This is a genomic window from Paraburkholderia sp. J94 (assembly GCF_905220285.1).
Classification (GTDB): Bacteria; Pseudomonadota; Gammaproteobacteria; order Burkholderiales; family Burkholderiaceae; genus Paraburkholderia; species Paraburkholderia tropica_A.
The window spans coordinates 703,115-725,905 of sequence record NZ_CAJMZH010000001.1 but is presented as its reverse complement, the minus strand read 5'-3'; the positions used below and the strand labels follow the sequence as shown (position 1 = coordinate 725,905).

22 protein-coding genes are annotated in these 22,791 nt (G+C 66.1%); 14 read left to right on the top strand and 8 right to left on the bottom strand.

What is annotated here, in order from left to right:
- Positions 1 to 16: 16 nt before the first annotated feature.
- Both U4Y88_RS03205 and U4Y88_RS03200 read left to right on the top strand, forming a co-directional pair.
- Positions 17 to 901 (top strand): glycosyltransferase family 2 protein, encoded by an 885-nt coding sequence (locus U4Y88_RS03205; protein WP_310630130.1) that lies wholly within the window; start codon positions 17 to 19, stop codon positions 899 to 901.
- 102 nt (positions 902 to 1,003) lie between these two features.
- The gene (locus U4Y88_RS03200) at positions 1,004 to 1,939 is read left to right on the top strand and encodes a dihydrodipicolinate synthase family protein (protein ID WP_310630129.1); all 936 of its coding nucleotides are present in this window, start codon (positions 1,004 to 1,006) and stop codon (positions 1,937 to 1,939) included.
- A gap of 75 nt (positions 1,940 to 2,014) precedes the next feature.
- Here U4Y88_RS03200 and U4Y88_RS03195 read toward each other — a convergent pair whose 3' ends face one another.
- Positions 2,015 to 2,617, bottom strand: a complete 603-nt coding sequence (locus U4Y88_RS03195; RefSeq protein ID WP_321782184.1) for a UbiX family flavin prenyltransferase — start codon at positions 2,615 to 2,617, stop codon at positions 2,015 to 2,017.
- Positions 2,610 to 4,151 (bottom strand): UbiD family decarboxylase, encoded by a 1,542-nt coding sequence (locus tag U4Y88_RS03190; RefSeq protein WP_224009930.1) that lies wholly within the window; start codon positions 4,149 to 4,151, stop codon positions 2,610 to 2,612. Before U4Y88_RS03190 ends, U4Y88_RS03195 begins: the two co-directional genes overlap by 8 nt.
- A 157-nt stretch (positions 4,152 to 4,308) precedes the next feature.
- Here U4Y88_RS03190 and U4Y88_RS03185 point away from each other — a divergent pair, with 157 nt between their 5' ends.
- Positions 4,309 to 5,193 (top strand): LysR family transcriptional regulator, encoded by an 885-nt coding sequence (locus tag U4Y88_RS03185; RefSeq protein ID WP_224009931.1) that lies wholly within the window; start codon positions 4,309 to 4,311, stop codon positions 5,191 to 5,193.
- A 29-nt stretch (positions 5,194 to 5,222) separates the two neighbouring features.
- Here U4Y88_RS03185 and U4Y88_RS03180 read toward each other — a convergent pair whose 3' ends face one another.
- Positions 5,223 to 6,068 (bottom strand): LysE family translocator, encoded by an 846-nt coding sequence (locus U4Y88_RS03180; protein WP_321782183.1) that lies wholly within the window; start codon positions 6,066 to 6,068, stop codon positions 5,223 to 5,225.
- Positions 6,069 to 6,144: 76 nt separating this feature from the next.
- Between U4Y88_RS03180 and U4Y88_RS03175 the strand changes: the two genes are divergently transcribed.
- From U4Y88_RS03175 to U4Y88_RS03160, 4 genes are all read left to right on the top strand, one after another.
- A complete protein-coding gene (locus U4Y88_RS03175; protein WP_321782181.1) occupies positions 6,145 to 7,434 on the top strand; it encodes an FAD-binding oxidoreductase in 1,290 nt (429 codons plus the stop codon).
- A gap of 34 nt (positions 7,435 to 7,468) precedes the next feature.
- Complete coding sequence (locus U4Y88_RS03170; RefSeq protein ID WP_224009938.1) at positions 7,469 to 8,026, top strand: helix-turn-helix domain-containing protein; 558 nt, start codon at positions 7,469 to 7,471, stop codon at positions 8,024 to 8,026.
- A gap of 138 nt (positions 8,027 to 8,164) precedes the next feature.
- Positions 8,165 to 9,544 (top strand): glutamine synthetase family protein, encoded by a 1,380-nt coding sequence (locus tag U4Y88_RS03165; protein ID WP_321782256.1) that lies wholly within the window; start codon positions 8,165 to 8,167, stop codon positions 9,542 to 9,544.
- A gap of 143 nt (positions 9,545 to 9,687) precedes the next feature.
- Positions 9,688 to 9,999 carry an HU family DNA-binding protein gene (locus U4Y88_RS03160; RefSeq protein WP_161495561.1) on the top strand — a complete coding sequence of 104 codons (312 nt, stop codon included), beginning with the start codon at positions 9,688 to 9,690 and terminating at the stop codon, positions 9,997 to 9,999.
- 323 nt (positions 10,000 to 10,322) lie between these two features.
- Here U4Y88_RS03160 and U4Y88_RS03155 read toward each other — a convergent pair whose 3' ends face one another.
- Both U4Y88_RS03155 and U4Y88_RS03150 read right to left on the bottom strand, forming a co-directional pair.
- Positions 10,323 to 11,843 carry a diguanylate cyclase domain-containing protein gene (locus U4Y88_RS03155; protein ID WP_415774382.1) on the bottom strand — a complete coding sequence of 507 codons (1,521 nt, stop codon included), beginning with the start codon at positions 11,841 to 11,843 and terminating at the stop codon, positions 10,323 to 10,325.
- 95 nt (positions 11,844 to 11,938) lie between these two features.
- Entirely contained in the window at positions 11,939 to 12,244 is a 306-nt protein-coding gene (locus U4Y88_RS03150) for an NIPSNAP family protein (protein WP_224009940.1), read from the bottom strand.
- Between the two features lie 202 nt (positions 12,245 to 12,446).
- Here U4Y88_RS03150 and U4Y88_RS03145 point away from each other — a divergent pair, with 202 nt between their 5' ends.
- Positions 12,447 to 12,950 (top strand): universal stress protein, encoded by a 504-nt coding sequence (locus U4Y88_RS03145; protein ID WP_321782179.1) that lies wholly within the window; start codon positions 12,447 to 12,449, stop codon positions 12,948 to 12,950.
- Here the strand turns inward: U4Y88_RS03145 and U4Y88_RS03140 are convergent.
- A complete protein-coding gene (locus U4Y88_RS03140) occupies positions 12,947 to 13,381 on the bottom strand; it encodes a rhodanese-like domain-containing protein (protein WP_321782177.1) in 435 nt (144 codons plus the stop codon). The genes U4Y88_RS03145 and U4Y88_RS03140 overlap by 4 nt on opposite strands.
- A 99-nt stretch (positions 13,382 to 13,480) precedes the next feature.
- Here U4Y88_RS03140 and ftrA point away from each other — a divergent pair, with 99 nt between their 5' ends.
- On the top strand, positions 13,481 to 14,479 hold the full coding sequence (gene ftrA, locus U4Y88_RS03135; protein ID WP_321782175.1) for a transcriptional regulator FtrA: 999 nt from the start codon (positions 13,481 to 13,483) through the stop codon (positions 14,477 to 14,479).
- Positions 14,480 to 14,877: 398 nt separating this feature from the next.
- Entirely contained in the window at positions 14,878 to 16,233 is a 1,356-nt protein-coding gene (locus U4Y88_RS03130) for an MFS transporter (protein ID WP_321782173.1), read from the top strand.
- 36 nt (positions 16,234 to 16,269) lie between these two features.
- On the opposite strand, the gene U4Y88_RS03125 is transcribed toward U4Y88_RS03130, so the two are convergent.
- The gene (locus U4Y88_RS03125) at positions 16,270 to 16,647 is read right to left on the bottom strand and encodes a DUF427 domain-containing protein (RefSeq protein ID WP_310630119.1); all 378 of its coding nucleotides are present in this window, start codon (positions 16,645 to 16,647) and stop codon (positions 16,270 to 16,272) included.
- Between the two features lie 173 nt (positions 16,648 to 16,820).
- Positions 16,821 to 17,657 (bottom strand): MetQ/NlpA family lipoprotein, encoded by an 837-nt coding sequence (locus U4Y88_RS03120; RefSeq protein WP_205991658.1) that lies wholly within the window; start codon positions 17,655 to 17,657, stop codon positions 16,821 to 16,823.
- A gap of 282 nt (positions 17,658 to 17,939) precedes the next feature.
- Between U4Y88_RS03120 and U4Y88_RS03115 the strand changes: the two genes are divergently transcribed.
- From U4Y88_RS03115 to U4Y88_RS03100, 4 genes are all read left to right on the top strand, one after another.
- On the top strand, positions 17,940 to 19,487 hold the full coding sequence (locus U4Y88_RS03115; RefSeq protein ID WP_321782171.1) for an MFS transporter: 1,548 nt from the start codon (positions 17,940 to 17,942) through the stop codon (positions 19,485 to 19,487).
- Positions 19,488 to 19,669: 182 nt separating this feature from the next.
- The gene (locus U4Y88_RS03110) at positions 19,670 to 21,046 is read left to right on the top strand and encodes an LLM class flavin-dependent oxidoreductase (RefSeq protein ID WP_310630117.1); all 1,377 of its coding nucleotides are present in this window, start codon (positions 19,670 to 19,672) and stop codon (positions 21,044 to 21,046) included.
- Positions 21,047 to 21,174: 128 nt separating this feature from the next.
- On the top strand, positions 21,175 to 21,438 hold the full coding sequence (locus tag U4Y88_RS03105; protein WP_224009955.1) for a helix-turn-helix domain-containing protein: 264 nt from the start codon (positions 21,175 to 21,177) through the stop codon (positions 21,436 to 21,438).
- Between the two features lie 3 nt (positions 21,439 to 21,441).
- On the top strand, positions 21,442 to 22,776 hold the full coding sequence (locus tag U4Y88_RS03100) for a type II toxin-antitoxin system HipA family toxin (protein ID WP_321782169.1): 1,335 nt from the start codon (positions 21,442 to 21,444) through the stop codon (positions 22,774 to 22,776).
- The last annotated feature ends 15 nt before the right edge of the window (positions 22,777 to 22,791 follow it).

Genomic DNA, 22,791 nt, shown 5'->3' with positions numbered 1-22,791 from the left:
GCGAAGAGGCGTCGTCATGAAACATGGCACGTTGATTACGCTGTACAAGCCGGACGCGCGGCAGGCTGAGCATCTGCTGCGTTTGCCCGCGCTGAGCCCCGAAGTGGTCGCGGTCGATAATTCTCCGCAGGCGGACGCCGTGCTGCATGCGCGTCTCGCGGCGCACGGCGTGAGCGTGATCGCCAATCACAATCGCGGCGGCATTGCGGGCGCATTCAACGCGGGCCTCGAATTCCTGATCGGACGCGGCTGCGATGTGTTCTTCATCTTCGATCAGGATTCGACGGTGCCGGACGATTATTTCGACCGGATGCTGATCGGCTGCGCCTCGCTGGGCGAGCCGCGTTTTCTCGTCGGTCCGCGCATCTTCAACCTCAATGTGCGGCGCGATCTGCCGCTGTTCACCGTGCGGCGCTGGTCGGCACGGATCGCGCCGATCCGCGACGGCGCGCACGGGCTGCTGCCGTGCTCGGTGATCATCTCGTCGGGCACCGCGATTTCGCTCGCAGCCTACCGCGCGCTCGGGCGTTTTCGCGAGGACTTCTTCATCGACCACGTCGACGCCGAGTACTGCATGCGCGCCCAGGCGCATGGCGTGCCCGTGTGCGTCAACGCCGATGTCTCGCTGCCGCACGAGCTTGGCAAGGCAACGCCGGGACAGCACTGGCCGCGCGTCGATATCTTCGATCAGAGCGCCTTGCGGCACTACTATGCGGCGCGCAACTGCATTCTCGTGGCGCGCGATTACTGGCACAGCTATCCGGCGCTGTTGCTGATCAATCTGATCACGCTGAAACATCTCGCGTTCGTGCTGCTGCACGCACGGCAAAAGCGCATGAAACTCCAGGCCATTCTGTGCGGTATTGGCGACGGCCTGCGGGGCAAATGCGGCCGCGTCTGAATTCGCGGCGATCCAGTCCGATTCCTTTGTTTGAACCCCAAGCACGATACGGGAATCGGTTGTTCAGTAGGTAATCCTAACTTAATGCGGAAGGGAAACGAGATGAATGGAACGAGGCCGATCAAGCGTCGCTATACGGGTGCCTACTCCGTGGCGCCGACCATTTTCACCGAGACGGGCGCGCTCGATCTCGAAGGGCAGAAGCGCTGCGTCGATTTCATCATCGATGCGGGCGCGGACGGCCTGTGCATCCTCGCGAATTATTCGGAGCAGTTTTCGCTGACCGACGACGAACGCGCGCTGCTGACTTCCACGATACTCGATCACGTGGCCGGACGCGTGCCGGTGATCGTCACGACCACGCACTTCAGCCCGACGATCTGCGCGGCGCGCAGCCGCGCGGCCCAGGCCGCCGGCGCGGCGATGGTGATGATCATGCCGCCTTATCACGGCGCGACGATCCGCTGCAACGAGGCCGCGATCGAGCGCTTCTTCACCGAGGTGTCCGAGGCCATCGAGATTCCGATCATGTATCAGGACGCGCCGATGAGCGGCACGTCGGTCTCGGCGGCGTTCCTCGCGCGGCTCGCGCGCGAGGTCCGCAACCTGTCGTACTTCAAGATCGAAGTGCCGCAATCGGCGGCGAAATTGCGCGAATTGATCGAACTGGGCGGTGATGCGATCGAGGGTCCGTGGGACGGCGAAGAGGCGATCACGCTGATGGCCGACCTCGACGCGGGCGCGACCGGCAGCGTGCTCGGCGGCGGCTACCCGGATGGTCTGCAACCGATATTGAAGTCGTATCTGGCGGGGGACCGCGACGAAGCGATGGCGGGCTACGCGCGCTGGCTGCCGCTCATCAACTACGAAAACCGCCAGTGCGGGCTGATCGCCTGCAAGGCGCTGATGAAGGAGGGCGGCGTGATCGCGTCGGATGCGGTGCGCCGTCCGCTCGTGCCGCTCCATCCGGGCACGCGGGCCGGGCTGATCGAGATCGCGCGGCGGCTGGACGCCCAGGTGCTGCGCTGGGCGCATTGAAGCGGCGTTCGTGCAATGCGCATGGCGCGAGCCACGCCTCGATCTGCGTGAACTCGCGCCCTGCGTGCGTGACGATCAGTCTGCGCCGTCGCGCCAGGCGTCGATGCGGCCGCTGTCGAGACCGAACTGATCGAGCGCGCGGCTCACCGAATGATCGACCATTGCTTCGAGGCTCGCGGGCTTCGCGTAGAAGGCGGGAACCGGCGGAAACACCGTGGCGCCCGCTTCGGTCAGCGTCGTGAGATTGCGCAGATGAATCAGGTTCAACGGCGTTTCGCGCACCATCATCACGAGCGGCAAGCGCTCCTTGAGCACGACGTCGGCGGCCCGTGTGAGCAGCGTGCTCGTCACGCCCGACGCAATCTCGCCGACCGTGCGCATCGAACACGGCGCGATCAGCATGCCGAGCGTGCGAAACGAACCCGAGGCCACCGACGCACCCACATCGGCGATCGGGTGCACGTGATCGGCGAGCGCGTGAACCTCGTCGCGCGAAAGCGGCGACTCGTATTCGCGCGTGAGTTCGGCGGCGCGCGACATCACGAGATGCGTTTCGACTTTCATCTCGCGCAGCAGACGCAGGGCGCGCTCGGCGTAGACGAAACCCGTCGCGCCGGTGACGCCGACGATCAGCCGCCGGTGGCCGTGACGCGCGCGATGAGGCGAACGCTCACGCATCGCCGTGCGCATCGGCAAACAGCTCGGGCGCGAACGGACGCGGATCGACGTCCATGAACTTCGCGCGTTCGAACTCGCCGCGCAGATGGAACGGCGCGGTGCAGTCGAACACGGTCTTGCAGGTCACGCCGCGCGCGGGCAGCGCCGGGTTGAAGTCGGGCGTCTGCGACGGATCGAGCACATGGCCGTTCACCTTCGGCAGGAACATCGTCGACAGGTCGCCCTGGAAGCGCGTGGTCATGGCCCACATCACGTCTTCGGTGTCGAAGGGGTCGACATCGGTGTCGACGAGAATCACGTGCTTGAGTTCGGAGTACACGCCGAGCGCGATGATCGCGGCCTGACGCGCGCGGCCGTCGTCGAACGCCGATTGCTTGTTCACCTGAAGCACCGCGAGCAGCTTGCCGCCGCCGGCCGTGTGCGCGTAGACCTGCTTGACGAAGCCCGGCATCGCCGCTTCGACTGCGTTGTAGATGCTCGCCTCGGTCGGAATGCCCGCGAGACTCGTGTGCTCCTCGCCGGGCCCGACGAGCGTTTGCATGATCGCGCCGTGACGCATCGTCACCGCCTTGACCTTGATGACCGGCAGCGAGGGATTCGCTGGGCCGTTATAGCCCGGAAACTCCGGCATCGCGTGACCCGTGTTCGTGTTCTGATCCTCGACGACGCGCACGTTCGGCAGAATCTCGCCCTCGATGACGATCTCGGCGCGCGCGATGGACTTCTGCGCGACGCTCACGCACTCGACCAGCTCGACCGGCTTGCCGCGCAGGCCGCCCGCGATCGAGAGTTCGTCGAAACCCAGCGGCGTGGTCGGCGCCTCGAAGCACGCGCCGATATGGATGGCCGGGTCGAGGCCCATGTTGATCGAGACCGGCAGCGGTTCGCCGCGCGCTTCGGCCTTCTGGCGGAACGTGTCGATATGGCGGCCCGGCGCGAAGAAGATCGAGAGTTCGTCGCGGCCCTGCACGCAGAGACGGTGGATCGTGACGTCGGCGTGGCCGGTATCGGGATCGCTGCCGAGCACGAGGCCGAGGCACAGGAACGGGCCCGCATCGCTTTCGGTATTCGTGGGCGCGGGGATCAGCTTGCGCAGATCGAAATCGGCGTCGCTCGCGAGATGCACGACCTGCTGGCAGGGCGCCTGGTCGCGCGGCACGGTGGTCGGCGCGATCGCGTTGTGCACGGCGTCGGCCATGCGTTGCGTGAGGCGGCGCGGTTCGGCATCGAGCAGCAGGCCGACGCGCTTGCGGCTCGCCATCAGGCCGACCAGCACGCGGCTCTGCGGATAACCCTTGACGGCGTTGAACATCATCGCGGGTCCGAGACGCGTCGGACGCTCGACGGTGCCGCCCGCGCCGATGCGCTTGTAGACGCCGGCCAGTTCGGCGTGCGGGTCGACTTCGCGATCGGTTTCGATCAATTGCCCCGGCGTCGCCGCGAGGCGCGCAAGCGCGGAGCGCAGATCCTCGACGGGCGCGGTGGCGTTCGGTTCGATGGTGGAAGGGCGGGGGGATTCGATTCGTTGATTCATGGCATAGCTCTCTTTTAACGGCTGACCCGCTGACGCTGGTACGGCGAGCGTGCGTCATCGCTGGGACAGGCTCTATTTGACCCCCTGAGGTAGATTGAATCAATCAATCAAAACCGGCGATTTTGATAAGATAATCTTATTTTTAAACGGGGCGGCCATGGACTTCCGTTACTTCCGCACCTTCGTGATCGCGGCCGAGGAACTGCATTTCGGGCGCACCGCCGAGCGCCTCGGCATCGCTCAACCGGCGGTCACGCAGCAGATGAAAGTGCTCGAAACGCAGCTCGGTTTCAAGGTGTTCCAGCGCGTGCGTCGCGGCATCGAACTCACGGCGGCGGGCGCGGTTTTCCTTGATTACGCGCGTCAGGCGCTCGCGCAGGCGGAAACCGCCGTGCTGGCGGGGCGGCGCGCGAGCCGCGGCGAACTGGGCAAGCTGTGTATCGCGTACGCCAACTCGGTGGCGCTGGAGCCGGAGTTGCCGGCGCTGCTCAAGCGCTTTGCGCAGGAGCGGCCGGACGTCGAACTCGAACTGCGCGGCATTCCGGTTCAGGCGCAGATGAACGCGCTGACCGACGAGCGCATCGACGTGGCCTTTCTGCGTTCGCCGCCGGGGCCGCTGCCGATCTCGATCCGCATCACGCCGTTCTCGCGCACGCCGCTCGATCTCGTGCTCGCGCACGATCATCGCTGCGCGAAACGGCGGCGCATGGCGCTGCGCGATGTCGGCGACGATCGCCTGATCGTGGTCGACGATCCGCCCGGCGTGGGCGTCGGTCATCGGGTGCAGGAGTTGTGTCTGGAAGCCGGTTTCGTGCCGAAGAACGTGCTGCGCACCACCGATTCGTTGGGTGTGCTGAGTTTTGCGGCGGCCGGTCTGGGCGTGGGCGTGGTGCCGCGCACGCTCGCGCGTTTTCAGGTGGAAGGCGCGGTGTTCAAGCCGCTCGAAATGGCGAACGGCTACAGCGAAGTGGTGATCGCGACGCGCATGTACGATCGGTCCGCGGGGACGCGCGCGTTGCTCGATATGGTGGGGAAAGCGTGAGGCGGGCCTGAGCCGCCTCTAGCCCGCCTCTAGCGATTCACAGGCCGCGCCGGCGCGCCGCCGCTGAAAAACAGCCGCACGCCGAGCGCGATCATCACCACGCCGGTAAAGCGCTCTTGCCAGGCAATCAATCTGGGGTAGCGGCGCAGCCACTCGCCGACGGTGCCCGAGGCGAACGCAACGCCACCGAGCGAAACGATCCCGGTCAGCTTCTGGATCGAACCGAGGATCAGGAACTGCGACCACAGCGGGCCGCGCGCCGGATCGACGAATTGCGGCAGAAACGCGAACATGAACAGCAGCGACTTCGGGTTCGTCAGGCTGTTGAGCGCGCCTTGCCGAACCGCCTTCCAGTCGGACACCGGCGCTTCGCTTTTCGTCCGCGTGTGGCCGGACGCGCTCGCCGCCAGCATTTTCACGCCCAGCCAGATCAGATAGACGGCGCCCGCCCAGCGCAGCACGTTCAAGGCGGTCGGGTAGCGGTGGATCAGCGTCGCGAGTCCGAGTACGAGCATCGATACCTGAACGATTCCCGCGACGAACACCATGCCGACGACCGTGAACAGCGCGGTGCGTCGGCCCTGACCGACCCCGCGCGCCAGGACCAGCATCATATCGGGGCCGGGTGACAGTTCGAGCAGGCAGAGCGCGGCGAGAAAGGTCAGGAAGGTGGCAGGGGTGGGCATCGCAGGGCGGCGGTTGAAGGTGGGGGCGGTAACGGAAGTCGAGCGCGATATTTTACAAACTTCGACAAGCCGGTCGCGTGGCGTCGGCTTTGCTCCCGGCTTTGCGCTCGACTCCGTGTGCCCATTGCGCGCTGCTTCGACTGCGCGCCAATCCCGGCTTGACGGGCGCCTGGCCGCCTTATCGGGCAACTCCCCATTTGCATCCGTGAAAATGTCGTGCTAATTTTTCATGAAAATAGTGACGTAAAATTTCACGGATGCCGCCATGTTCGTCGAATCGACCCAGCATGTTGAGAGCTACTACGCCCGCACCTGGCCCGGCGCACTGCCCGCGCGGCCGGCGCTGGAAGGCGAGCACGACGTCGATGTCGCGGTCGTCGGGGCGGGGTTCAGCGGGCTGCATACGGCGCTGCGGCTTGCGCTGGCGGGCAAGCGCGTGGCGGTCGTGGAGGCGAGCCGCGTCGCGTGGGCGGCGTCCGGGCGCAACGGCGGCCAGGCGCTGCTCGGCTGGTCGTGCGATATGGGACCGCTCGAACAGGCGATTGGCGTCGAGGGCGCGCGCGAACTGTGGGACAGCATGCGCTGGGCGGCGCGCGAAGTGCGTGAACTGCCCGCGCGTCATGGTTTCGATATCGACTACCGGCCGGGGAGTTTGTGGACCGCCGTGAAACGCGGGCGCGTCGGCCTGCTCGAAGAGGCGCGAGACGAAGCCGCGCGCAAGTGGGGCTACGACGCGCTGCGCGTGATTCACGAAGCGGAGATGCCCGGGTGGGTGGGCAGCCGCCGCTATCGCGCGGCGCTATACGATCCCGAGGCCGGGCATCTGAATCCGCTCAAGCTCGCGCTCGGCCTCGCGGCGGCCATCGAGCGCGCGGGCGGACGCATTTTCGAGCAGACGCGCGTGCGCGAGTGGCGCGAAACGCCCGCGGGTTTCGTCGTCGCGACGCCGCATGGCACGCTCTGCGCGGACACGCTCGTGCTCGCCTGCAATGCCTATATCGACCGCCTCGATCGCGATCTCGCGCGCCGCGTGCTGCCCGTCGGCACGTATCAGATCGCGACGCAGCCGCTCGATCCGGCGCTCGCGCAGTCGCTGCTGCCGCGCAATAGTTGCGTGATCGACAACCAGTTCGTGCCCGACTACTTCCGGCTGAGTCCCGATCATCGCCTGCTGTTCGGCGGCGCGTGTTCCTATCTCGGCGGCATTCCGAAGGACATCCGCGCGGCGATCCGGCCGAGCCTCGAACGCGCGTTTCCGCAATTGCGCGGCGCGACGCTGGACTACGCGTGGGGCGGCCATATCGACATCAGCATCCGGCGCACGCCCGATGTCGGTCACGCGCGCGGGCGCTACTGGCTGCAAGGTTTTTCGGGGCACGGCGTGCTGCCGACGCTGGCCGCCGCGCGCGCCGTCAGCGACGCGATCCTCGGCGACACGCGCTTGCTCTCGCATTACGAGGGCATTCATAATCCGCGCTTTCCGGGCGGCGACTCGCTCGCCGCGCCGCTGGAGGCGCTCGGCAAGCTCTGGTATCGATTGCGCGACGTCGTTTAGCGACCCGGCCCCGCTCCGACCGAATCGAACGCACATGGACAAACAGGAAGAAATCGAAGGTCTCGCGATCCTGATTCGCGATCTGCGCAAACACAAAAAGGTGACGCTGTCCGACCTCGCGAGCCGGATCGGGCGCTCGGTGGGCTTTCTCTCGCAGGTCGAGCGCGGCCTGTCGCGGCCCACGGTGGCGGATCTCACCGCCATCGGCGAGGCGCTGCAGACGCCCACCACGTACTTCTACAGCGTGAGCAAACCGCGCGCGCTGCCGTGGGTCACGCGGCCCAGCGAGCGGCGCACGCTGTATTACGGCGGCGGCATCACCGACGTGCTGGTGTCGCCGACGATGTCGTCGGGCTTTTCGATGCTGGAGAGCCTGCTGGAGCCGGGCGCGACGAGCGGCGAGCGCCCCGTCGACGACAGCGACGAGCAGGGCGGCTTCGTGCTCGAAGGCGAGCTGACGATCTGGGTCGACGGCGAACACGACGCGGTCACTTTGCGCACCGGCGACAGCTTCCAGTTGCCGTCGCGCTGCCGTTTCAGCTACGCGAACCGCTCGGAACAGAACGCGCGCGTGCTCTGGGTGTTCGCGTAGTTTGACGTTTGCAGACGCGCGTCTGAACGGCGCGCATCGGCGCACGCGCATTGATAATTTTACGGAATCCGAATTAAAAGCAAGCAAGACGTCCGACTTCTCGCGAAACGAAACGCGACACAAAAGGAAATCGAAGTGATTGCCAATGCAAACGCCTACGCCAACACCAGCGCGAACTCACACGAAAACGACCTGCTGGCCGAAGTCCGCGCCTTTCGCGCCGCGCATCCCGACGTGCGTTACGTCGATCTGATCTGCCTCGATCTTCCGGGGCATTTCTACGGCAAGCGCTATCCGATCGACATGCTCGAAAAGGTCGCCGCGGGCGCGATGCTCAAGCTGCCGCAGAACTGCATCCTGCTCGGCGCGCAAGGCGGCGTCTATCCGATCGGCGATTATTGCTTTCGCGACGGCGACCCCGACGCGCCGCGCCGCCTCGTGCCCGGCACGCTCAAGCGCGTGCGCTGGGAACAGCAGCCGCTCGCGCAGATGCTCATCACCTCGGACGGCACGGCGGCGCCCATCGGCTTCGAACCGCGCGAAGTGCTCGCGCGCGTGCTCGAACGTTTCCGGCGGCGCGGACTGAAGCCGGTGGTCGCGTTCGAACTGGAGTTCTATCTGTTCGATGCGAAGCTCAGCGAGGGCGTGCCGCGTCACGCGCGCGATCCGCTCGGCGGCGACGAGGACGATCAGCCGAACATGCATATCGAGCGCCTTTCGCGTTTCGCGCCGGTGCTGCACGAGATGGTCGACGCGGCGCGCGAGCAGGGCGTGGACGCGACCGTCATCACGGCGGAACTCGGACCGGGCCAGTTCGAGATCAACTTCGGTCATTGCGACGACGCGCTGCGCGCCGCCGACTGGTCGGCGCTTTTTTGCCGTAGCACGCGCGGCGTGGCCACGAAGCACGGTTATCGCGCGAGCTTCATGTCGAAGCCGTGGCTCGACGCGCCGGGCAGCGGCATGCACGTGCACGTGAGTCTCTACGACGAGGCGGGCCGCAACGCGCTCGCGGCGAACGGCCGGCGCGGACTGCGTCACGCGGTGGCCGGCTGCCTCGCGCTGCTGCCGCATTGCATGCCGGTGTTCGCGCCCAATCACAACGCATTTCGCCGCTACGGCGCGATGGTCAACGCGGCGAGCCGGGCGAGCTGGGGCTTCGAGGATCGCGACGCGTGCATCCGCATTCCGGAGTCCGACGAGGCGAATCTGCGCATCGAACACCGTCTCGCGGGCGCCGACGCCAACCCGTATCTGGTGCTCGCCGCGATCCTCGCGGGCATCGAACATGGCCTCGACGCGCAGCGCGAACCCATCGCGCCGCTCAACGAAAACCGCGCCAGCGGCGTCGATTTTCCGGGCGACATGCTCGCGGCGGTGGCCGCCATGCGCACGCATTCGGGCGTGCGCGAAGGGCTCGGCGAGGACTTTACGATGGTCTTTTGCGAAAATAAACGTCAAGACCATCTCGATTTCATGAACGCCATCCACGCACGCGAATATCGGTGGTTTTTGTGAAAATAGGCGAAATAGATACAAAATAAGCGAGAAAATCGCTCTGCACGAATCGTTCCAGTTTGTGACAAGGCGGTGTAAGCCCCGTGTGCCGGAGGTTTCGATATGCAACGCGATTTGCCTGTTTCGCCCTTGTGCGGTAGGGTATGCAGGTTTTCTCAACTCAACACAGGAAGCAGATGAACAAACAGGAACTCATTGACGCAGTCGCCGCAAGCACGGGCGAGACCAAGGCAGCCACGGGAGCCGCAATCGACGCGATCCTCGAAGTGGTCACCAAGGCGGTCACGTCGGGCGATTCCGTGCAGCTCGTCGGCTTCGGTTCGTTCTCGACCGGCCAACGTGCCGCTCGCGTCGGCCGTAACCCGGCCACGGGCGCGGAAATCCAGATCGCTGCGGCGAAGACGGTGAAGTTCACGGCTGGCAAGGCCTTCAAGGACGCCGTCAACGCGTCGTGATGTCGTCTGCCGCCGGCTGACCGTTCCGCAAGGTCCGGTTAGCCGCGTCGTCGAACCGGGCGGGCGCGGGCGGTAACTTACCGCCTGCCTCCGCCGCGTGGCACGCCTTCGGGCGGCAACGCATCTCAAGCCGGGAGCAGGGCGCGTCGCGCCTTGCTCCCGGTGTGCATTTCTGGCGCGGGTTTTGCGGTGCGCTTTGTCGTTGCGTCTTTGCGTTGCGTTTTTGCGTTGCGCTTTATTACGCAGCGGGCGTGACATCACGGCATCACGCGTCGACGTCGCGTGTTTTGCGCCACTGTTTTACGTTCCAGTTTTACATTCCATTACGCCTCGCCCTTGCCCGCCGAAGCGCGCAAATCCTCATTCGCCGCGCCATTGCGGTGCAGTTCATAACGGTGACGCTTGGCCTCGTACATTGCGGCGTCGGCTTCGCGCAGCATCGCCTCCACACTCTCGCCTTCCTCGCAACTGGCCCAGCCGAGTGAAAAGCTCAGACGCGGCCCGCCATAGAACTGGTTGTTCAATTCGACGAGTTTCGTGATGCTGTCCGCGACGATTTCCGCGTCGCGCACGTCCGCGCCCGGCATCAGCACGGCGAATTCGTCGCCGCCGATGCGCGCCGCGTGATAGGGCTTCTGGATCGCCTTCGCGAGCACTTCGCCCGCGCGGCGCAGCAGCGCGTCGCCGGCCGCGTGGCCGAGCTGATCGTTGACGGTCTTCAGATTGTCCATGTCGACGACGATCGCGCTGACCGGGAACGGCCCCTTGCGCTGCAGACGGTTCAGTTCGTCGACATAGAACGAGCGATTCTTGAGCTTCGTGAGCACGTCGTGCTTGCCGAGGAATTCGAGGTAAGCCTCGGCTTTTTTGCGCGCGGTGATATCGGTGAGCGCGAGCAGCACGAGATCCCACTTTTCCTCGTGGCCGGGAAACACCGAGAATTGCAGATGCACGTTCAGTTCGCTGCCGTCGAGCGCGTAATTGACGACCTCGCGCTGCTGAAACAGGCGGCCTTCCCAGAGGTCGAGCAGCTGCTCGCGGAAATGCGGCCGCATCTCGTCGCGGAACACATCGGGCAGGCGCGCGAGCAGCGTGGCCTTGTCGGGCGCGCGATACATGCCGAGCGTGTAGTGATTCACGTCGATCACCTGAATCTCGCTCATGCAGCGCTCGACGAACTCGGGATGCACGTCGGTGAACGTGCGGAAATCGACGATGCCCTGCATGCGCGCTTCTTCGATCAGCTCGCGGATCGCCGAAAAATTCTCGACCCACAGCGACACCGGCGAGTGCTCGAAAATGCCCTGCGCGTAGAGCTGGCTCGCGGCCGCGCGCTGACGCGCGTCCTCCAGCGCGGAGACGTCCTCGATCGCCACGAGCACGCGGCTCCAGTCGTCCTCGTGGCCGGGCAGGATCACGCCGCTCAGCAGAATGTCCATGCGCCGCCCGCCGAGCGTGTAGTTCACGCTCTTGCTCTGGAAGCGCGTTTCGCCGACCCACATCCGTTCGAGTTCGCCGACGTGCGCCTGGAACATGTCGTCGCGCAGCACGTCGGCGAGGCGCGCGGTGAGCTCCTCGTGACTGCTCGCGCCGTAGAGCTTGAGCGTGTGCTGGTTCACCTTGAGCACGCGGATGCACGCCGAGCATTCGGCGACGCGGCGCGGATCTTCCAGCAGCCAGGCGCGAATATCGACGACGCCCGCCGCCCGCCAGCGCTCGAACAGCGAACGCAGCTGGCTATAGTCCTCGAGCCACAGCGAAGTGGGCGTGACGTCGAAGAAGTCGAGCAGGTCGACGCCCATATTGGCAAAGCTGGCGGCGGTGGCCGGGGTGCCTTGTTGCATGTCGGTGCGGTGTGGTGGCGAGGTTGGGGCGCGCGCGGTCCGGCGCGCAGCGGCTGGGCGCGGCGGCGGGTGCCAGGCGCGCGCTATCCCGCATCCTACCCGAATACGGGCCGCATGAAACTGCGTTCATAACTCACGATGCAGCGGGTCTCGTTGGCGTACTGAAAGGCCGCCTGGCAGTCGGGATCGTCCATCGAACGCGCGCGATAGGTTTCGTAGGCGGCCAGGCTCGGGAACGAGAACAGCGCGAGCGCGATGTTATTCGCGCCTTCGGACGGCAGAAAGTAGCCGTGATGCTGGCCGCCAAAACGCTCGACGAGCGGAATCCACATTTTGGCGTAGGCCTCGAATTCGGCCAGACGATAAGGGTCGATGACGTAACGCAGGCTGCAGGTGATCATGACGGCGGTCCTTGTTGGCGTGTGGCGTGGCGCGCAGGGAGCGTATCGTTGCGCGCGCCTCCTGTGACGGATGGGCACGATTGTAGCGATCCCGGACGCTCGCTCAATAACCGTTTGATACCTGTCAACGTCCTCTTTTCGTCGGGCTCTAAAGTCAAAAAGTGTAAAGACAACGGCTGCAACGCAAGAGGAGGGATGCGCGATGTATGAACGGATTCTGGTCGCCTATGACGGCAGCGCGACGTCGCGCGCGGCGCTGACGCATGCGATCCGGCTCGCCGATATCTGCGGGGCGGAGCTGCGCGTGCTGCATGTGCTCGACGCCACATCGCCGTTCGGGCTGGGCGCGAGCTACGTGCCCGCCGATCTGCTGGATGCCTGGCGCGGCGACGCGCGGCGCTTGCTGAAGGACGCTGATGAGCAGGCGCGGATCGCGGGCGTGGCGTGCGAGACCGATCTGATGCAGCTTGCGAGCCTGAACGACGATATCGCGAGCGGCATCGCGCGCGATGCGGCGGCGTGTGGTGCGCGGCTCGTCGTGATCGGTACGCACGGGCGGCGCGGGATGCGCCGCGCGTTGCTCGGCAGCGTGGCCGAGCGGGTCGCGCGTCAGGCGCCGTGTGCGGTGCTGCTGGTGCGCGTCGGGGACGAGCCAGCCGATGCGCCTGGCGAATCGAACGGTGAATCGACCGAATCTGGCGGCTAGCCGGGCTCGATCCCGCGTTCGAGTTCGAAGCCTTCGTCCAGCCATCCGGTGATGCCGCCGATCATCACCTTCACCGGGCGGCCGAGCCGCGCGAGCCGGATCGCGCCGCGCGTCGCGCCGTTGCAGTGCGGGCCCGCGCAATACGTCACGAACAGCGTATCGGGCGCATACGCGTCGAGCTTCGAGGCGACGATCTTGCCGTGCGGCAGATTCACCGCGCCGGGCACATGACCCTCGGCGTAGAGCGCCGGGCCGCGCACGTCGAGCAGCACGAAATCGGGCGGGCGGCTGCGATCGGCGAGCGTGGCGTGCACGTCCCAGCAATCGGTCTCGAAGGCCAGCGAGGCGCCGAAATGCGCCAGCGCGTCCGCGCTCGCGGCGGCGGGAATTTCGCTGACGAAGGAGGGAGAAAGCTGCGGCTGCGTGGACATCGTTATGCTCCGGTTTCGGGTGTCGATGCGAGCTATTTTCGCGTGGTTCGCCGTCGTGACGACAGTGGCGCGATCGTCATTTTCCGGTAACATCGCGCCATGTCCGAACCGGCTCCTCAATCCGCTCCTCACCTCGTCGTCGCGCTCGCTTACGACCGGCTTTGCACCTTCGAATTCGGCTGCGTGACCGAGTTGTTCGCGCTCGAACGGCCCGAACTCGACGTCGCGTGGTATCGCTTTGCCGTGTGCGCGGCGGAGCGCGGACCATTGCGCGCGGCGGGTGGCGTGACCGTGTCGGCGCCTTATACGCTGGCGATGCTCGATCGCGCGCAGACCATCGTGATTCCAGGCTGGCGCGACGCCGACGAGCGTCCGCCCGAAGCCCTGCTGCGCAAGCTGCGCGCTGCTTACGCGCGCGGCGCGCGTCTGTGCTCGATCTGTTCGGGCGTGTTCGTGCTGGCGGCGGCGGGCGTGCTCGACGGCAAGCGCGTCACGACGCACTGGCGTTACGCGGACAAGTTGCAGCAGCGCTATCCGCAGCTGCAGGTCGAAGCCGATGCGCTCTATATCGACGAAGGGCAGGTGCTGACCTCGGCGGGATCGGCGGCGGGCATCGACATGCTGCTGCACCTCGTGCGCCGCGACCACGGCGGCGCAGTCGCCAACCGCGTCGCGCAGCGGCTCGTCGTGCCGCCGCATCGCGAGGGCGGACAGGCGCAGTTCGTGCCGCGTCCGATGCCGCGCGACGAGAGCAGTCCGCTCGCGCGGCTGATGGACTGGGTGCGCGCGAATCCGCGGCTCGAACATAGCGTGGCGTCGCTGGCGGCGCGCGCGGCGATGAGCCCGCGCACGCTGCAGCGGCAGTTTCTCGACGCGACTGGGATGGGGCCATACGAATGGGTCGTGCGCGAGCGCGTGAGCGTCGCGCGCGATCTGCTCGAAGCGCGGCCGACGCTGAGCATGGAGCGCGTGGCCGAACTCGCGGGCTTCGGCTCGGAAGAATCGCTGCGGCGGCATTTCCGGCGCATCGCGCTCACGAGTCCGGCGGCGTATCGCGAGCAGTTTGCACGCGGCGCGCGGCGTCGCTCGGCTGGGTAATCAGCATTCCAAAGTAATCTGACCAAACTACGCCAACGCTCGCTCGCGCTTGCGCTGCCTGTTTCCTCTGTTCCGCGTTTCTCCATTCCGCCCAGCCCGACGTTTTGGCCGCGACGCCCAGCGCCGTGAAAACGGCGCGCGCCTGTCCGTCGCCGTCTGCGGGACACGGCGTCCGCCACTTCGCCCATTCATCCGATCAATAAAATTAGCATTGGGCGAATTGATTTGGTATTGACAAACAAATTGGGCCACTCCTATGATGGCCCCACAGTCTCCACCCCGCACCGTGCGCGTCGCGCCGAACGGGGTGGGGCGACTGTGAGCCGCCACGGCGCGTCAGACGCCGGCGACCGAAAGCCCGCCACGCGGGATTCGCCACAATGTTTGGAGACAGGCTCATGCCTCAATCGATCATCACGGACCGCGCGTCCGAGCGTCCGCTCGCGCCCGCCGCCCACGCTTCGGGCGCGGCCAGCGCCAGCGACGACCTGCTGTTTCGCAAGGTCGCGTGGCGCGTCATCCCGTTTCTGTTCGTCTGCTATGTCGTGTCGTTTCTCGACCGCATCAACATCGGCTTCGCGCAGTTGCAGATGAAGCACGACCTCGGTTTCAGCGATGCGATGTACGGGCTCGGCGCGGCGATCTTCTATATCGGCTACGTGCTCTGCGAGGTGCCGAGCAACATGCTGCTCGCGCGGTTCGGCGCGCGCCGCACCTTCATGCGCATCATGCTGCTGTGGGGCATCGCCTCGACCTGCATGATGTTCGTGCACACGCCCACGCATTTCTACGCGCTGCGCTTTCTGCTCGGCGTGTTCGAGGCGGGCTTCTTTCCGGGCATCGTGCTCTATCTGACCTACTGGTTTGCGCCGCGCCGGCGGGCGGCCGTGTTCTCGATCTTCTTCGCGGGCGTCGCGGTGGCGGGCGTGCTGGGCGGGCTCGTCTCGGGCTGGATCATGCGCGACATGGGCGGCGTGCTCGGACTCGAAGGCTGGCGCTGGATGTTCGCCATCGAAGGGCTGCCCGCCGTGCTGCTCGGTTTGCTGGCGGCGTTCTGGCTCGTCGACGGTCCCGAGCAGGCGCGCTGGCTCAGCGACGCGGAAAAGTCCCAACTGATCGCGCAACGCGATGACGCGCACGCGTCGCATTCCTCGCACGATTCGCGCTCGTTCGGGGCCGCGCTGCGCAATCCGCGCGTCTATCTGTTCGCGTTCATCTACTTCTCGCTGACCTGCGCGTCGCTGACGCTCAACTTCTGGATGCCGCTGATGATCCGCGACTTCGGCGTGCACGACGTGCTGGCGATCAGCCTCTACACCGTGATTCCGAATGCGGTGGGCGCGGTGGGCCTGATGCTGATCGCACGGCGCTCGGACCGGCGCGGCGAGCGGCGCTGGCACTTCGCGGCCTGCACGGTCGGCGGCGGCCTCGCGCTCTCGCTGCTCACGCTGCATCTGGCGAGCTTCGCGGCGATGATGGCGATACTGTCGATCGCCGCCGTGCTGATCTTCGCCGCGCTGCCGATCTTCTGGTCCGTGCCGCCCGCGTATCTCTCGGGCAAGGCCGCGGCGGCGGGGATCGCGCTGATCAGCAGTATCGGCATTACGAGCGGCATCGTGAGCCCGTGGGCCATCGGCCTGATCAAGACGCACACGGGCAGCATGGACAACGCGCTCTACGTGCTGGCGGCGTTGCTCGTGACGAGCGGCGCGGCGCTGCTGATCGGCGTGCCCGCGCCGCGCAAGGCGCGTTGAGCGGCGGCGGCCGGCACGCGTTCAGGCGTCGCGCAGTCAGTCCAGCTGCTCGATTGCGTCCACTCGGTCGGGATAAAACGCCAGAAGGTTTCTGATCGGCTCGACGGCCGCGTGCGGATGCTCGTAGGTCCAGACCGCGTTCGCCGAGCGCTCGCCGCCCGGCACGATCGAGTAGTACGCGCAGTCGCCCTTGTACGGGCACCAGGTGCTGTGATCGGTGCGCGCGAGCAGCGACATGTCGGTGTCCTCGCGCGGCACGTAGAGCACCGGCGGGTAGTTCGCTTCGCGCAGCGTGAGCGCGTGGCGCGTGTCGACGAGGGTGTGTCCCGCGATCTTCACGACCACGCGTTTCGGCGTGGGCTCGATCGTGATCGGATGATCGGGCCCGGGGATTTTCACGGTTTTCGTTGGCATGACGCGGCTCCTTGCGGTCGGCATTCGGCGCACGGCCGTGGCGGTTGCCGCGTGCTGCGCTCGCTCGACAGTGTAGGGCGAAGCCGCAAATGCCGCTCGCGCCGCGCCGCGCTGCAAGGTCAGGCGGCAGGGCGCCGCCTGGTCATGACAGATTGATGACTGCCGGTGAGAATTTACTGCTGCGGCGCGCCGTTCCAGGCGGGCAGCGTCACGCCGTGATAGACGGCGAGAATCTTCGCCGCCACGTTCGGCTGCTGGTAGCTGGCGACGAGCGTCTTCACCCACGGCGCGTTCGCGTCCTTCTCATTCACGGCGATGAAGTTGCGGTACGGGCTGCCATCGACCTTTTCCTGCGCGATGCGCTCTTGCGGAATGCGGATGCCGGCCTTGATCGCCCAGTCGGTATTGACCACGGCGGCATCGAGATCGCCGATCGCGCGTCCGACGATCCCCGCATCGAGTTCCTTGATCTTGATTTGCTTCGGATTGCTTGCGATATCGCGTGCCGTGGGCAGCAGGCCGACGTCGCTACGCAGCTTGATGAGCCCCTGGCCCTGCAACAGCAGCAGCGCGCGGCCTTCGTTGCTCGGATCGTTCGGCACGCCGATGGTCGCGCCCTGCGGCAGCGCCGCGACCGACGGATACTTGCGCGAGTAGAGCCCGATCGGCTGCACATAGGTGAAGCCCACCGGCACGATGGTGTAGTGGCGAGCCGCCACCTGGGCGTCGAGATAGGGCTTGTGCTGGAACGAATTGGCGTCGAGATCGTGCTCGGACAGCGCCTCGTTGGGCTGCGTGTAATCGGAGAACGTCGTCACCTTGATGTCGAGGCCGTGTTGCGCGGCATTCGCGGCCACCACGCGCCAGACGTCCTCGTCCTCGCCGGACATGATGCCCACGCGCAGCGTCTGCGCGGCCTGCGCCGCCGAGGCGAGCGGCCCGAACAGACCGGCGACGAGCGTAAGCGAGGCGAGTCCCGCGGCGATCAGGGTTCTTTTGTTCTTGTTCATAGTCAGGGCGCCCGTGGCGGAGTGAAAGATGGGGCGATGCTAGGACGCGGGCGGGCCGCGCCCAACCAATTTCGCGCACGTTGTTTATCGCACGCAGGCTGATAAGCACATCGCGGCGCGTGCTTATGGCTGGACCGACTGGCGGATCTGGGGTGCGATGCGGCCACACCACGCAATGCACGCAATGCACGTCTCGCGCGAAGCATATGCGTATTCGTCGTTTTGCGGCGGACCGGGCGATGACTACGATGCACCGATCGTCACTCCGCACGGATTCCGCTCATGTCGACTCTCGCCGTTCCCGCGCACGCCGATCCTGCCGATCGCCTCGATGCGCGCACCGACGCCGCCGCGCCGCCCACGCGGCCCGTCATCCGCTCGGCGCAGGACGTCGCGCGCATCGTCAACGAAGGGGCGCAGACGGGCAGCAAGGCGCGCGTGGTGATTGCCATCGCGCTCGGCGGCGTGTTTCTCGACGCCTACGATCTCACCTCGCTCGCCTACGGCGTGAAGGACATCGCGCGGGAATTCGCGCTCTCACCGGTGCAGGTGGGTTTCGTCTCCGCCGCGATCACGTTCGGCGCGATTCTGGGCGCGCTGTTCGGCGGCTATCTGACCGACCGCATCGGGCGCTATCGCGTGTTCATGGCCGACATGCTGTTCTTCGTGGTCGCCGCCATCGCGGCCGGGCTCGCGCCCAACGCGTGGGTGCTCGGCGGCGCGCGCTTTCTGATGGGCTTCGGCGTGGGGCTCGATCTGCCCGTGGCGATGGCCTTTCTCGCCGAATTCTCGCGCGTGGCCGGACGCGGCAACAAGGCCGCGAGCGTGGCCGCCTGGTGCCCCGCGTGGTACGCGGCCACGAGCACCTGCTATCTGCTGATTCTCGCGCTCTACGCGATTTTGCCCGCGCATCACGCGGACTGGCTCTGGCGTTTGACGCTCGCGTTCGGCGCGGTGCCGGCGCTGTTGATCATCGCGGTACGCAGCCGGTATATCAGCGAGTCGCCGGTGTGGGCCGCGAATCAGGGCGATCTCGAAGGCGCGGCGCGCATTCTCAAACGCTCGTGGGGCGTCGACGCCGTAGTCGAGCGCGACGACACCACCACCGCGCAGCAACACACGCCGCGCGACGCATCGTGGCGCAATTACGGCGTGCTGTTCAACGCCACCTACCGTCGCCGCACGATACTCGCGGCGACCATCGGCGCGGCGTCGTCGTTCGGCTATAACGCGATCATCTTCGGCTTGCCGGTGATCATCGCGAGTTTTCTGAAGCAGGGGCCGCTCACGACCATCGTCGCTTCGCTGCTGCTCAATCTGCTGTTCGCTTTTGTCGGCGGCCTGATTGGCGTGCGCACCGCGCCCACCGTCGGCGCCTGGAAGATGACGGTGGCAGGGCATGCGCTGCAAGTCACCGCGCTGATCGGGCTGGCGTTGATCGGCCATCCGTCGAGCGGCGTGTTCGTCGCGCTCGCGATTCTGCTGCTGGGCGCGTATCTGTTCGGGCAGGGCTTCGGCCCCGGCTCGCATTCGATGACGTATGCGTCGCTTAGTTATCCGACTTCGCTGCGCGGTATCGGCGTGGGCTTCAATCAGACGCTCGTGCGTTCGTCGTCGACGATTTCGCTGTTTCTGTTTCCGGTGCTGGCGGCGGCGCTCGGCACGAAAGTGTTCTGGGTGATCGCGGTCGCGCCGCTGACCTCGCTGCTCGTGCTGCTCGCGATTCGCTGGGAGCCGTCGGGCTACGACATCGACGGCGAGGATTACGCGCCGCCAGCGAGCGAGGCCACGCGACGCGCCGACGATTGCCCCGCGTGCCTGCGCGGTTGAGCGGTTGAGCGGCTCAGCATGGCGGCGCGCATCGGTGTGCCTGCTCCATAGCCGAAAACCTCATATGCAATCGCGGATTTTCTAGTAGGGGATTGCCGCAGGGGCTGTTCAAATGACCGCAGGACTCGCCTGCCGCGATGCGCGGGCGAGGCGCTCACCGGTCCATTCGAAGCCATCCTGTCATGCCGAAGACGAAGCAACCGATTCTGCTCAACGCGTTCAACATGAATTGCGTGGGCCATATCAATCACGGCCTGTGGACGCATCCGCGCGACCGCTCGGCCGATTATCGCCAACTCGCCTACTGGACGGACCTCGCGCGTACGCTCGAACGCGGCCTGTTCGACGGGCTGTTTCTCGCGGATATCGTCGGCGTCTACGACGTCTATCAGCGCAATGTCGATGTCACGCTGCGCGAGTCGATTCAGTTGCCCGTGAACGATCCCACGCTGCTCGTGCCCGCGATGGCGGCGGCTACGCAGCATCTGGGCTTCGGCGTGACGGTGAATCTCACTTACGAAGCGCCGTATCTGCTCGCGCGGCGCTTTTCCACGCTCGATCATCTGACGCAGGGGCGCATCGGCTGGAATATCGTCACCGGCTATCTGGACAGCGCGGCGCGCGCCATGGGCGTGCGCGAACAGCTGCCGCACGACGAGCGTTACGAGCGCGCCGACGAATACCTGGAAGTCCTGTATAAATTGTGGGAAGGCAGCTGGGAAGCGGACGCGGTGCGGCGCGACAAGGCCGGGCGCGTCTACGCCGATCCGGCGAAGGTGCATCGCGTGCAGCATAAGGGGCGTTATTACGATGTCGACGGCTACCATCTCGCGGAACCGTCGCCGCAACGCACGCCGGTGCTGTTTCAGGCGGGCAGTTCGGGACGCGGCCAGCGTTTCGCCGCGCGCCACGCCGAGTGCGTGTTCATTTCGCCGCCCAATCGCGCGGTCGGACGCGAAACGGTACGCGCCTTGCGCGAGCAGCTCGTGCGCGCGGGGCGCCGTCCCGACGACGTGAAGGTGTTCGTCGGCGCGGCGGTCGTGCCGGGCGCCACGGAGCGCGAGGCGCGCGAGAAGTACGCGGACTATCGCCAGTACGCGAGCCGCGAGGCGGGGCTTGCGCACTTCGCGGCGAGCACGGGCATCGACTACGCGCAATACGATCTCGACGCGCCGGTCGACTACACGCCGGGCAACGCCATCGAATCGGCCACGCGCACGGCGCAGCAGCACGGCTGGACGCGCCGCTCGCTGCTGGAAATGTTCGAACTGGGCGGGCGCTATCCGGCCATCGTCGGCAGCGCGTCGCAGGTGGCCGACGAGTTGCAGGCGTGGGTCGAGGAGGCGGGCGTGGACGGCTTCAATCTGAGCCGCACCGTGGTGCCCGAGAGCTACGAGGATTTCGTCGATCTGATCGTGCCCGAGTTGCAGAATCGCGGGCTGTATAAGACCGCCTACGAACCGGGCTCGTTGCGCCACAAGCTGTTCGGCGAGGGCGACACGCTGCCCGAGCGCCATACTGGCGCGGGTTTCCGGCACAAGGAGGCGGCGTCCGTTTGAGTTGGGCGGGTGCGCGGTCGCGCCCAAAATATCGGTGACGGCGATATTTCCTGTTTATGCGTATAAGCGATATTTGTGATTTATGCCTCAGAGGCATATAATCGCTTTATGCTTCACAGGAATATCCCATGAAGATCATCGTCAATACGCCGGCGGCGCTCGCCGAAATTCTGCTGTCGGCCAGAAAAGAGTACGGACTGACCCAGGCGCAGGCCGCGAGCGCGCTCGGCATCGGCCAGCCGCGCCTGTCGGCGCTCGAAACCACCGGCACGGCCAGCATCTCGCTGGCGCAGATGCTCGCGCTGCTTTCGCTCTACGGCCTCGAACTCTGCGTGCAGTCGCGCGACAACAGCGGGGTGCTGGAGGCGCGCGAAGACCGGCTGGAGTGGTAGCGCATGGGCCGCAAATCGCATTCACGCAGCCTGTCGATCTGGGCCAACGGCGAGCGCGTCGGCACCTGGACGCTCGGCGTCACGGGCGAAGCCGAGCTGCGCTACGACGCCGCCTGGAAGGTCTCGGAGGCCGGTCGGCCGCTCTCGCTGTCACTGCCGTTCGGTATCGGCGAGCGGCCGCTGCGCGGCGAGCGCGTCCATCATTACTTCGACAATCTACTGCCGGACAGCCTGCCGATCCGCCGACGCATCGCGGCGCGTTTTCGCACCGGTTCGGTCGACGCATTCGATCTGCTCAAGGCGATCGGGCGCGATTGCGTGGGCGCCGTGCAACTGCTCGACGAGGACGAAACGCCCGTGCCGCCGGGGCGTATCGAAGGCACGCCGCTCGACGAGTCCGACATCGAACGGCTGCTGCTCGAAGCCTCGGGCGCGCTGCCCGCGCGTGCCGACGATGACGGCGATAACGACGAGCCGCTGCGCATCTCGCTCGCGGGCGCGCAGGAAAAAACCGCGCTGCTCCATCACGAAGGCCGCTGGCTGCTGCCGCACGGCGCCACGCCCACCACGCACATCCTCAAGCTGCCGCTCGGCCTGATCGGCCATCGCAAGGTCGATTTCAATACCTCGGTGGAGAACGAGTGGCTGTGTCTCGCGCTGCTCGCGGCGTATGGGCTGCCGGCCTCGTCGGCGCGTATCGTCACGTTCGGCGCGCAGAAGGTGCTCGCGGTCGAGCGCTTCGACCGCGCCGTGTCGCGCACGGGCGCGCTGCTGCGCCTGCCGCAGGAAGACTTCTGCCAGGCGCTCGGCGTCGCGCCGCATCTCAAGTACGAAGCCGAAGGCGGTCCCGGCGTGCGCGAGATCGCCGATCTGCTGCGCCAGTCCCAGCAGGCGCGCGCGGATATCGAAACCTTTCTCGCCGCGCAGATCGTCTACTGGATGATGGCCGCGCCCGATGGCCACGCGAAGAATTTCAGCCTGCGTCTGCTGCCGGGCGGCCGTTTTCAGCTCGCGCCGCTTTACGACGTGATGTCGATCTGGCCCGTGGCCGGCGACGGCGGCAATCAGTGGTCGTGGCACAAGGCGTCGCTGGCGATGGCGGTGTGGGGCAAGAGCCGTCACTACCGCATGCGCGACGTGAAGCGCGCACATTTCAACGCCACGGCGCAGCTTTGTCATTATGGTTCGGATGCCGAATCGATTATCGAGCGTCTGATCGATCGCACGCCCGCGGCGATCGAAACCGTGAGCGCCGCGCTGCCTGCGGGCTTTCCCGAGCGCGTCGCCACGAAACTGTTCGACGGCCTGCGTTTTTCCGCGCAACGGCTTGCGCAATGATTCACTGATTCACAG

What these genes read in the sequence shown, in the direction of transcription:
- U4Y88_RS03170 (WP_224009938.1), top strand. Translation starts at nt 7,469, where the DNA reads ATGGACAAACAGGAAGAAATCGAAGGTCTCGCGATCCTGATTCGCGAT.
- U4Y88_RS03185 (WP_224009931.1), top strand. Translation starts at nt 4,309, where the DNA reads ATGGACTTCCGTTACTTCCGCACCTTCGTGATCGCGGCCGAGGAACTG.
- U4Y88_RS03105 (WP_224009955.1), top strand. Translation starts at nt 21,175, where the DNA reads ATGAAGATCATCGTCAATACGCCGGCGGCGCTCGCCGAAATTCTGCTG.
- U4Y88_RS03125 (WP_310630119.1), bottom strand. Translation starts at nt 16,647, where the DNA reads ATGCCAACGAAAACCGTGAAAATCCCCGGGCCCGATCATCCGATCACG.
- U4Y88_RS03155 (WP_415774382.1), bottom strand. Translation starts at nt 11,843, where the DNA reads ATGCAACAAGGCACCCCGGCCACCGCCGCCAGCTTTGCCAATATGGGC.
- U4Y88_RS03160 (WP_161495561.1), top strand. Translation starts at nt 9,688, where the DNA reads ATGCAGGTTTTCTCAACTCAACACAGGAAGCAGATGAACAAACAGGAA.
- U4Y88_RS03110 (WP_310630117.1), top strand. Translation starts at nt 19,670, where the DNA reads ATGCCGAAGACGAAGCAACCGATTCTGCTCAACGCGTTCAACATGAAT.
- U4Y88_RS03175 (WP_321782181.1), top strand. Translation starts at nt 6,145, where the DNA reads ATGTTCGTCGAATCGACCCAGCATGTTGAGAGCTACTACGCCCGCACC.
- U4Y88_RS03200 (WP_310630129.1), top strand. Translation starts at nt 1,004, where the DNA reads ATGAATGGAACGAGGCCGATCAAGCGTCGCTATACGGGTGCCTACTCC.
- U4Y88_RS03115 (WP_321782171.1), top strand. Translation starts at nt 17,940, where the DNA reads ATGTCGACTCTCGCCGTTCCCGCGCACGCCGATCCTGCCGATCGCCTC.
- U4Y88_RS03145 (WP_321782179.1), top strand. Translation starts at nt 12,447, where the DNA reads ATGTATGAACGGATTCTGGTCGCCTATGACGGCAGCGCGACGTCGCGC.
- U4Y88_RS03120 (WP_205991658.1), bottom strand. Translation starts at nt 17,657, where the DNA reads ATGAACAAGAACAAAAGAACCCTGATCGCCGCGGGACTCGCCTCGCTT.
- ftrA (WP_321782175.1), top strand. Translation starts at nt 13,481, where the DNA reads ATGTCCGAACCGGCTCCTCAATCCGCTCCTCACCTCGTCGTCGCGCTC.
- U4Y88_RS03150 (WP_224009940.1), bottom strand. Translation starts at nt 12,244, where the DNA reads ATGATCACCTGCAGCCTGCGTTACGTCATCGACCCTTATCGTCTGGCC.
- U4Y88_RS03140 (WP_321782177.1), bottom strand. Translation starts at nt 13,381, where the DNA reads ATGTCCACGCAGCCGCAGCTTTCTCCCTCCTTCGTCAGCGAAATTCCC.
- U4Y88_RS03205 (WP_310630130.1), top strand. Translation starts at nt 17, where the DNA reads ATGAAACATGGCACGTTGATTACGCTGTACAAGCCGGACGCGCGGCAG.
- U4Y88_RS03100 (WP_321782169.1), top strand. Translation starts at nt 21,442, where the DNA reads ATGGGCCGCAAATCGCATTCACGCAGCCTGTCGATCTGGGCCAACGGC.
- U4Y88_RS03195 (WP_321782184.1), bottom strand. Translation starts at nt 2,617, where the DNA reads ATGCGTGAGCGTTCGCCTCATCGCGCGCGTCACGGCCACCGGCGGCTG.
- U4Y88_RS03190 (WP_224009930.1), bottom strand. Translation starts at nt 4,151, where the DNA reads ATGAATCAACGAATCGAATCCCCCCGCCCTTCCACCATCGAACCGAAC.
- U4Y88_RS03130 (WP_321782173.1), top strand. Translation starts at nt 14,878, where the DNA reads ATGCCTCAATCGATCATCACGGACCGCGCGTCCGAGCGTCCGCTCGCG.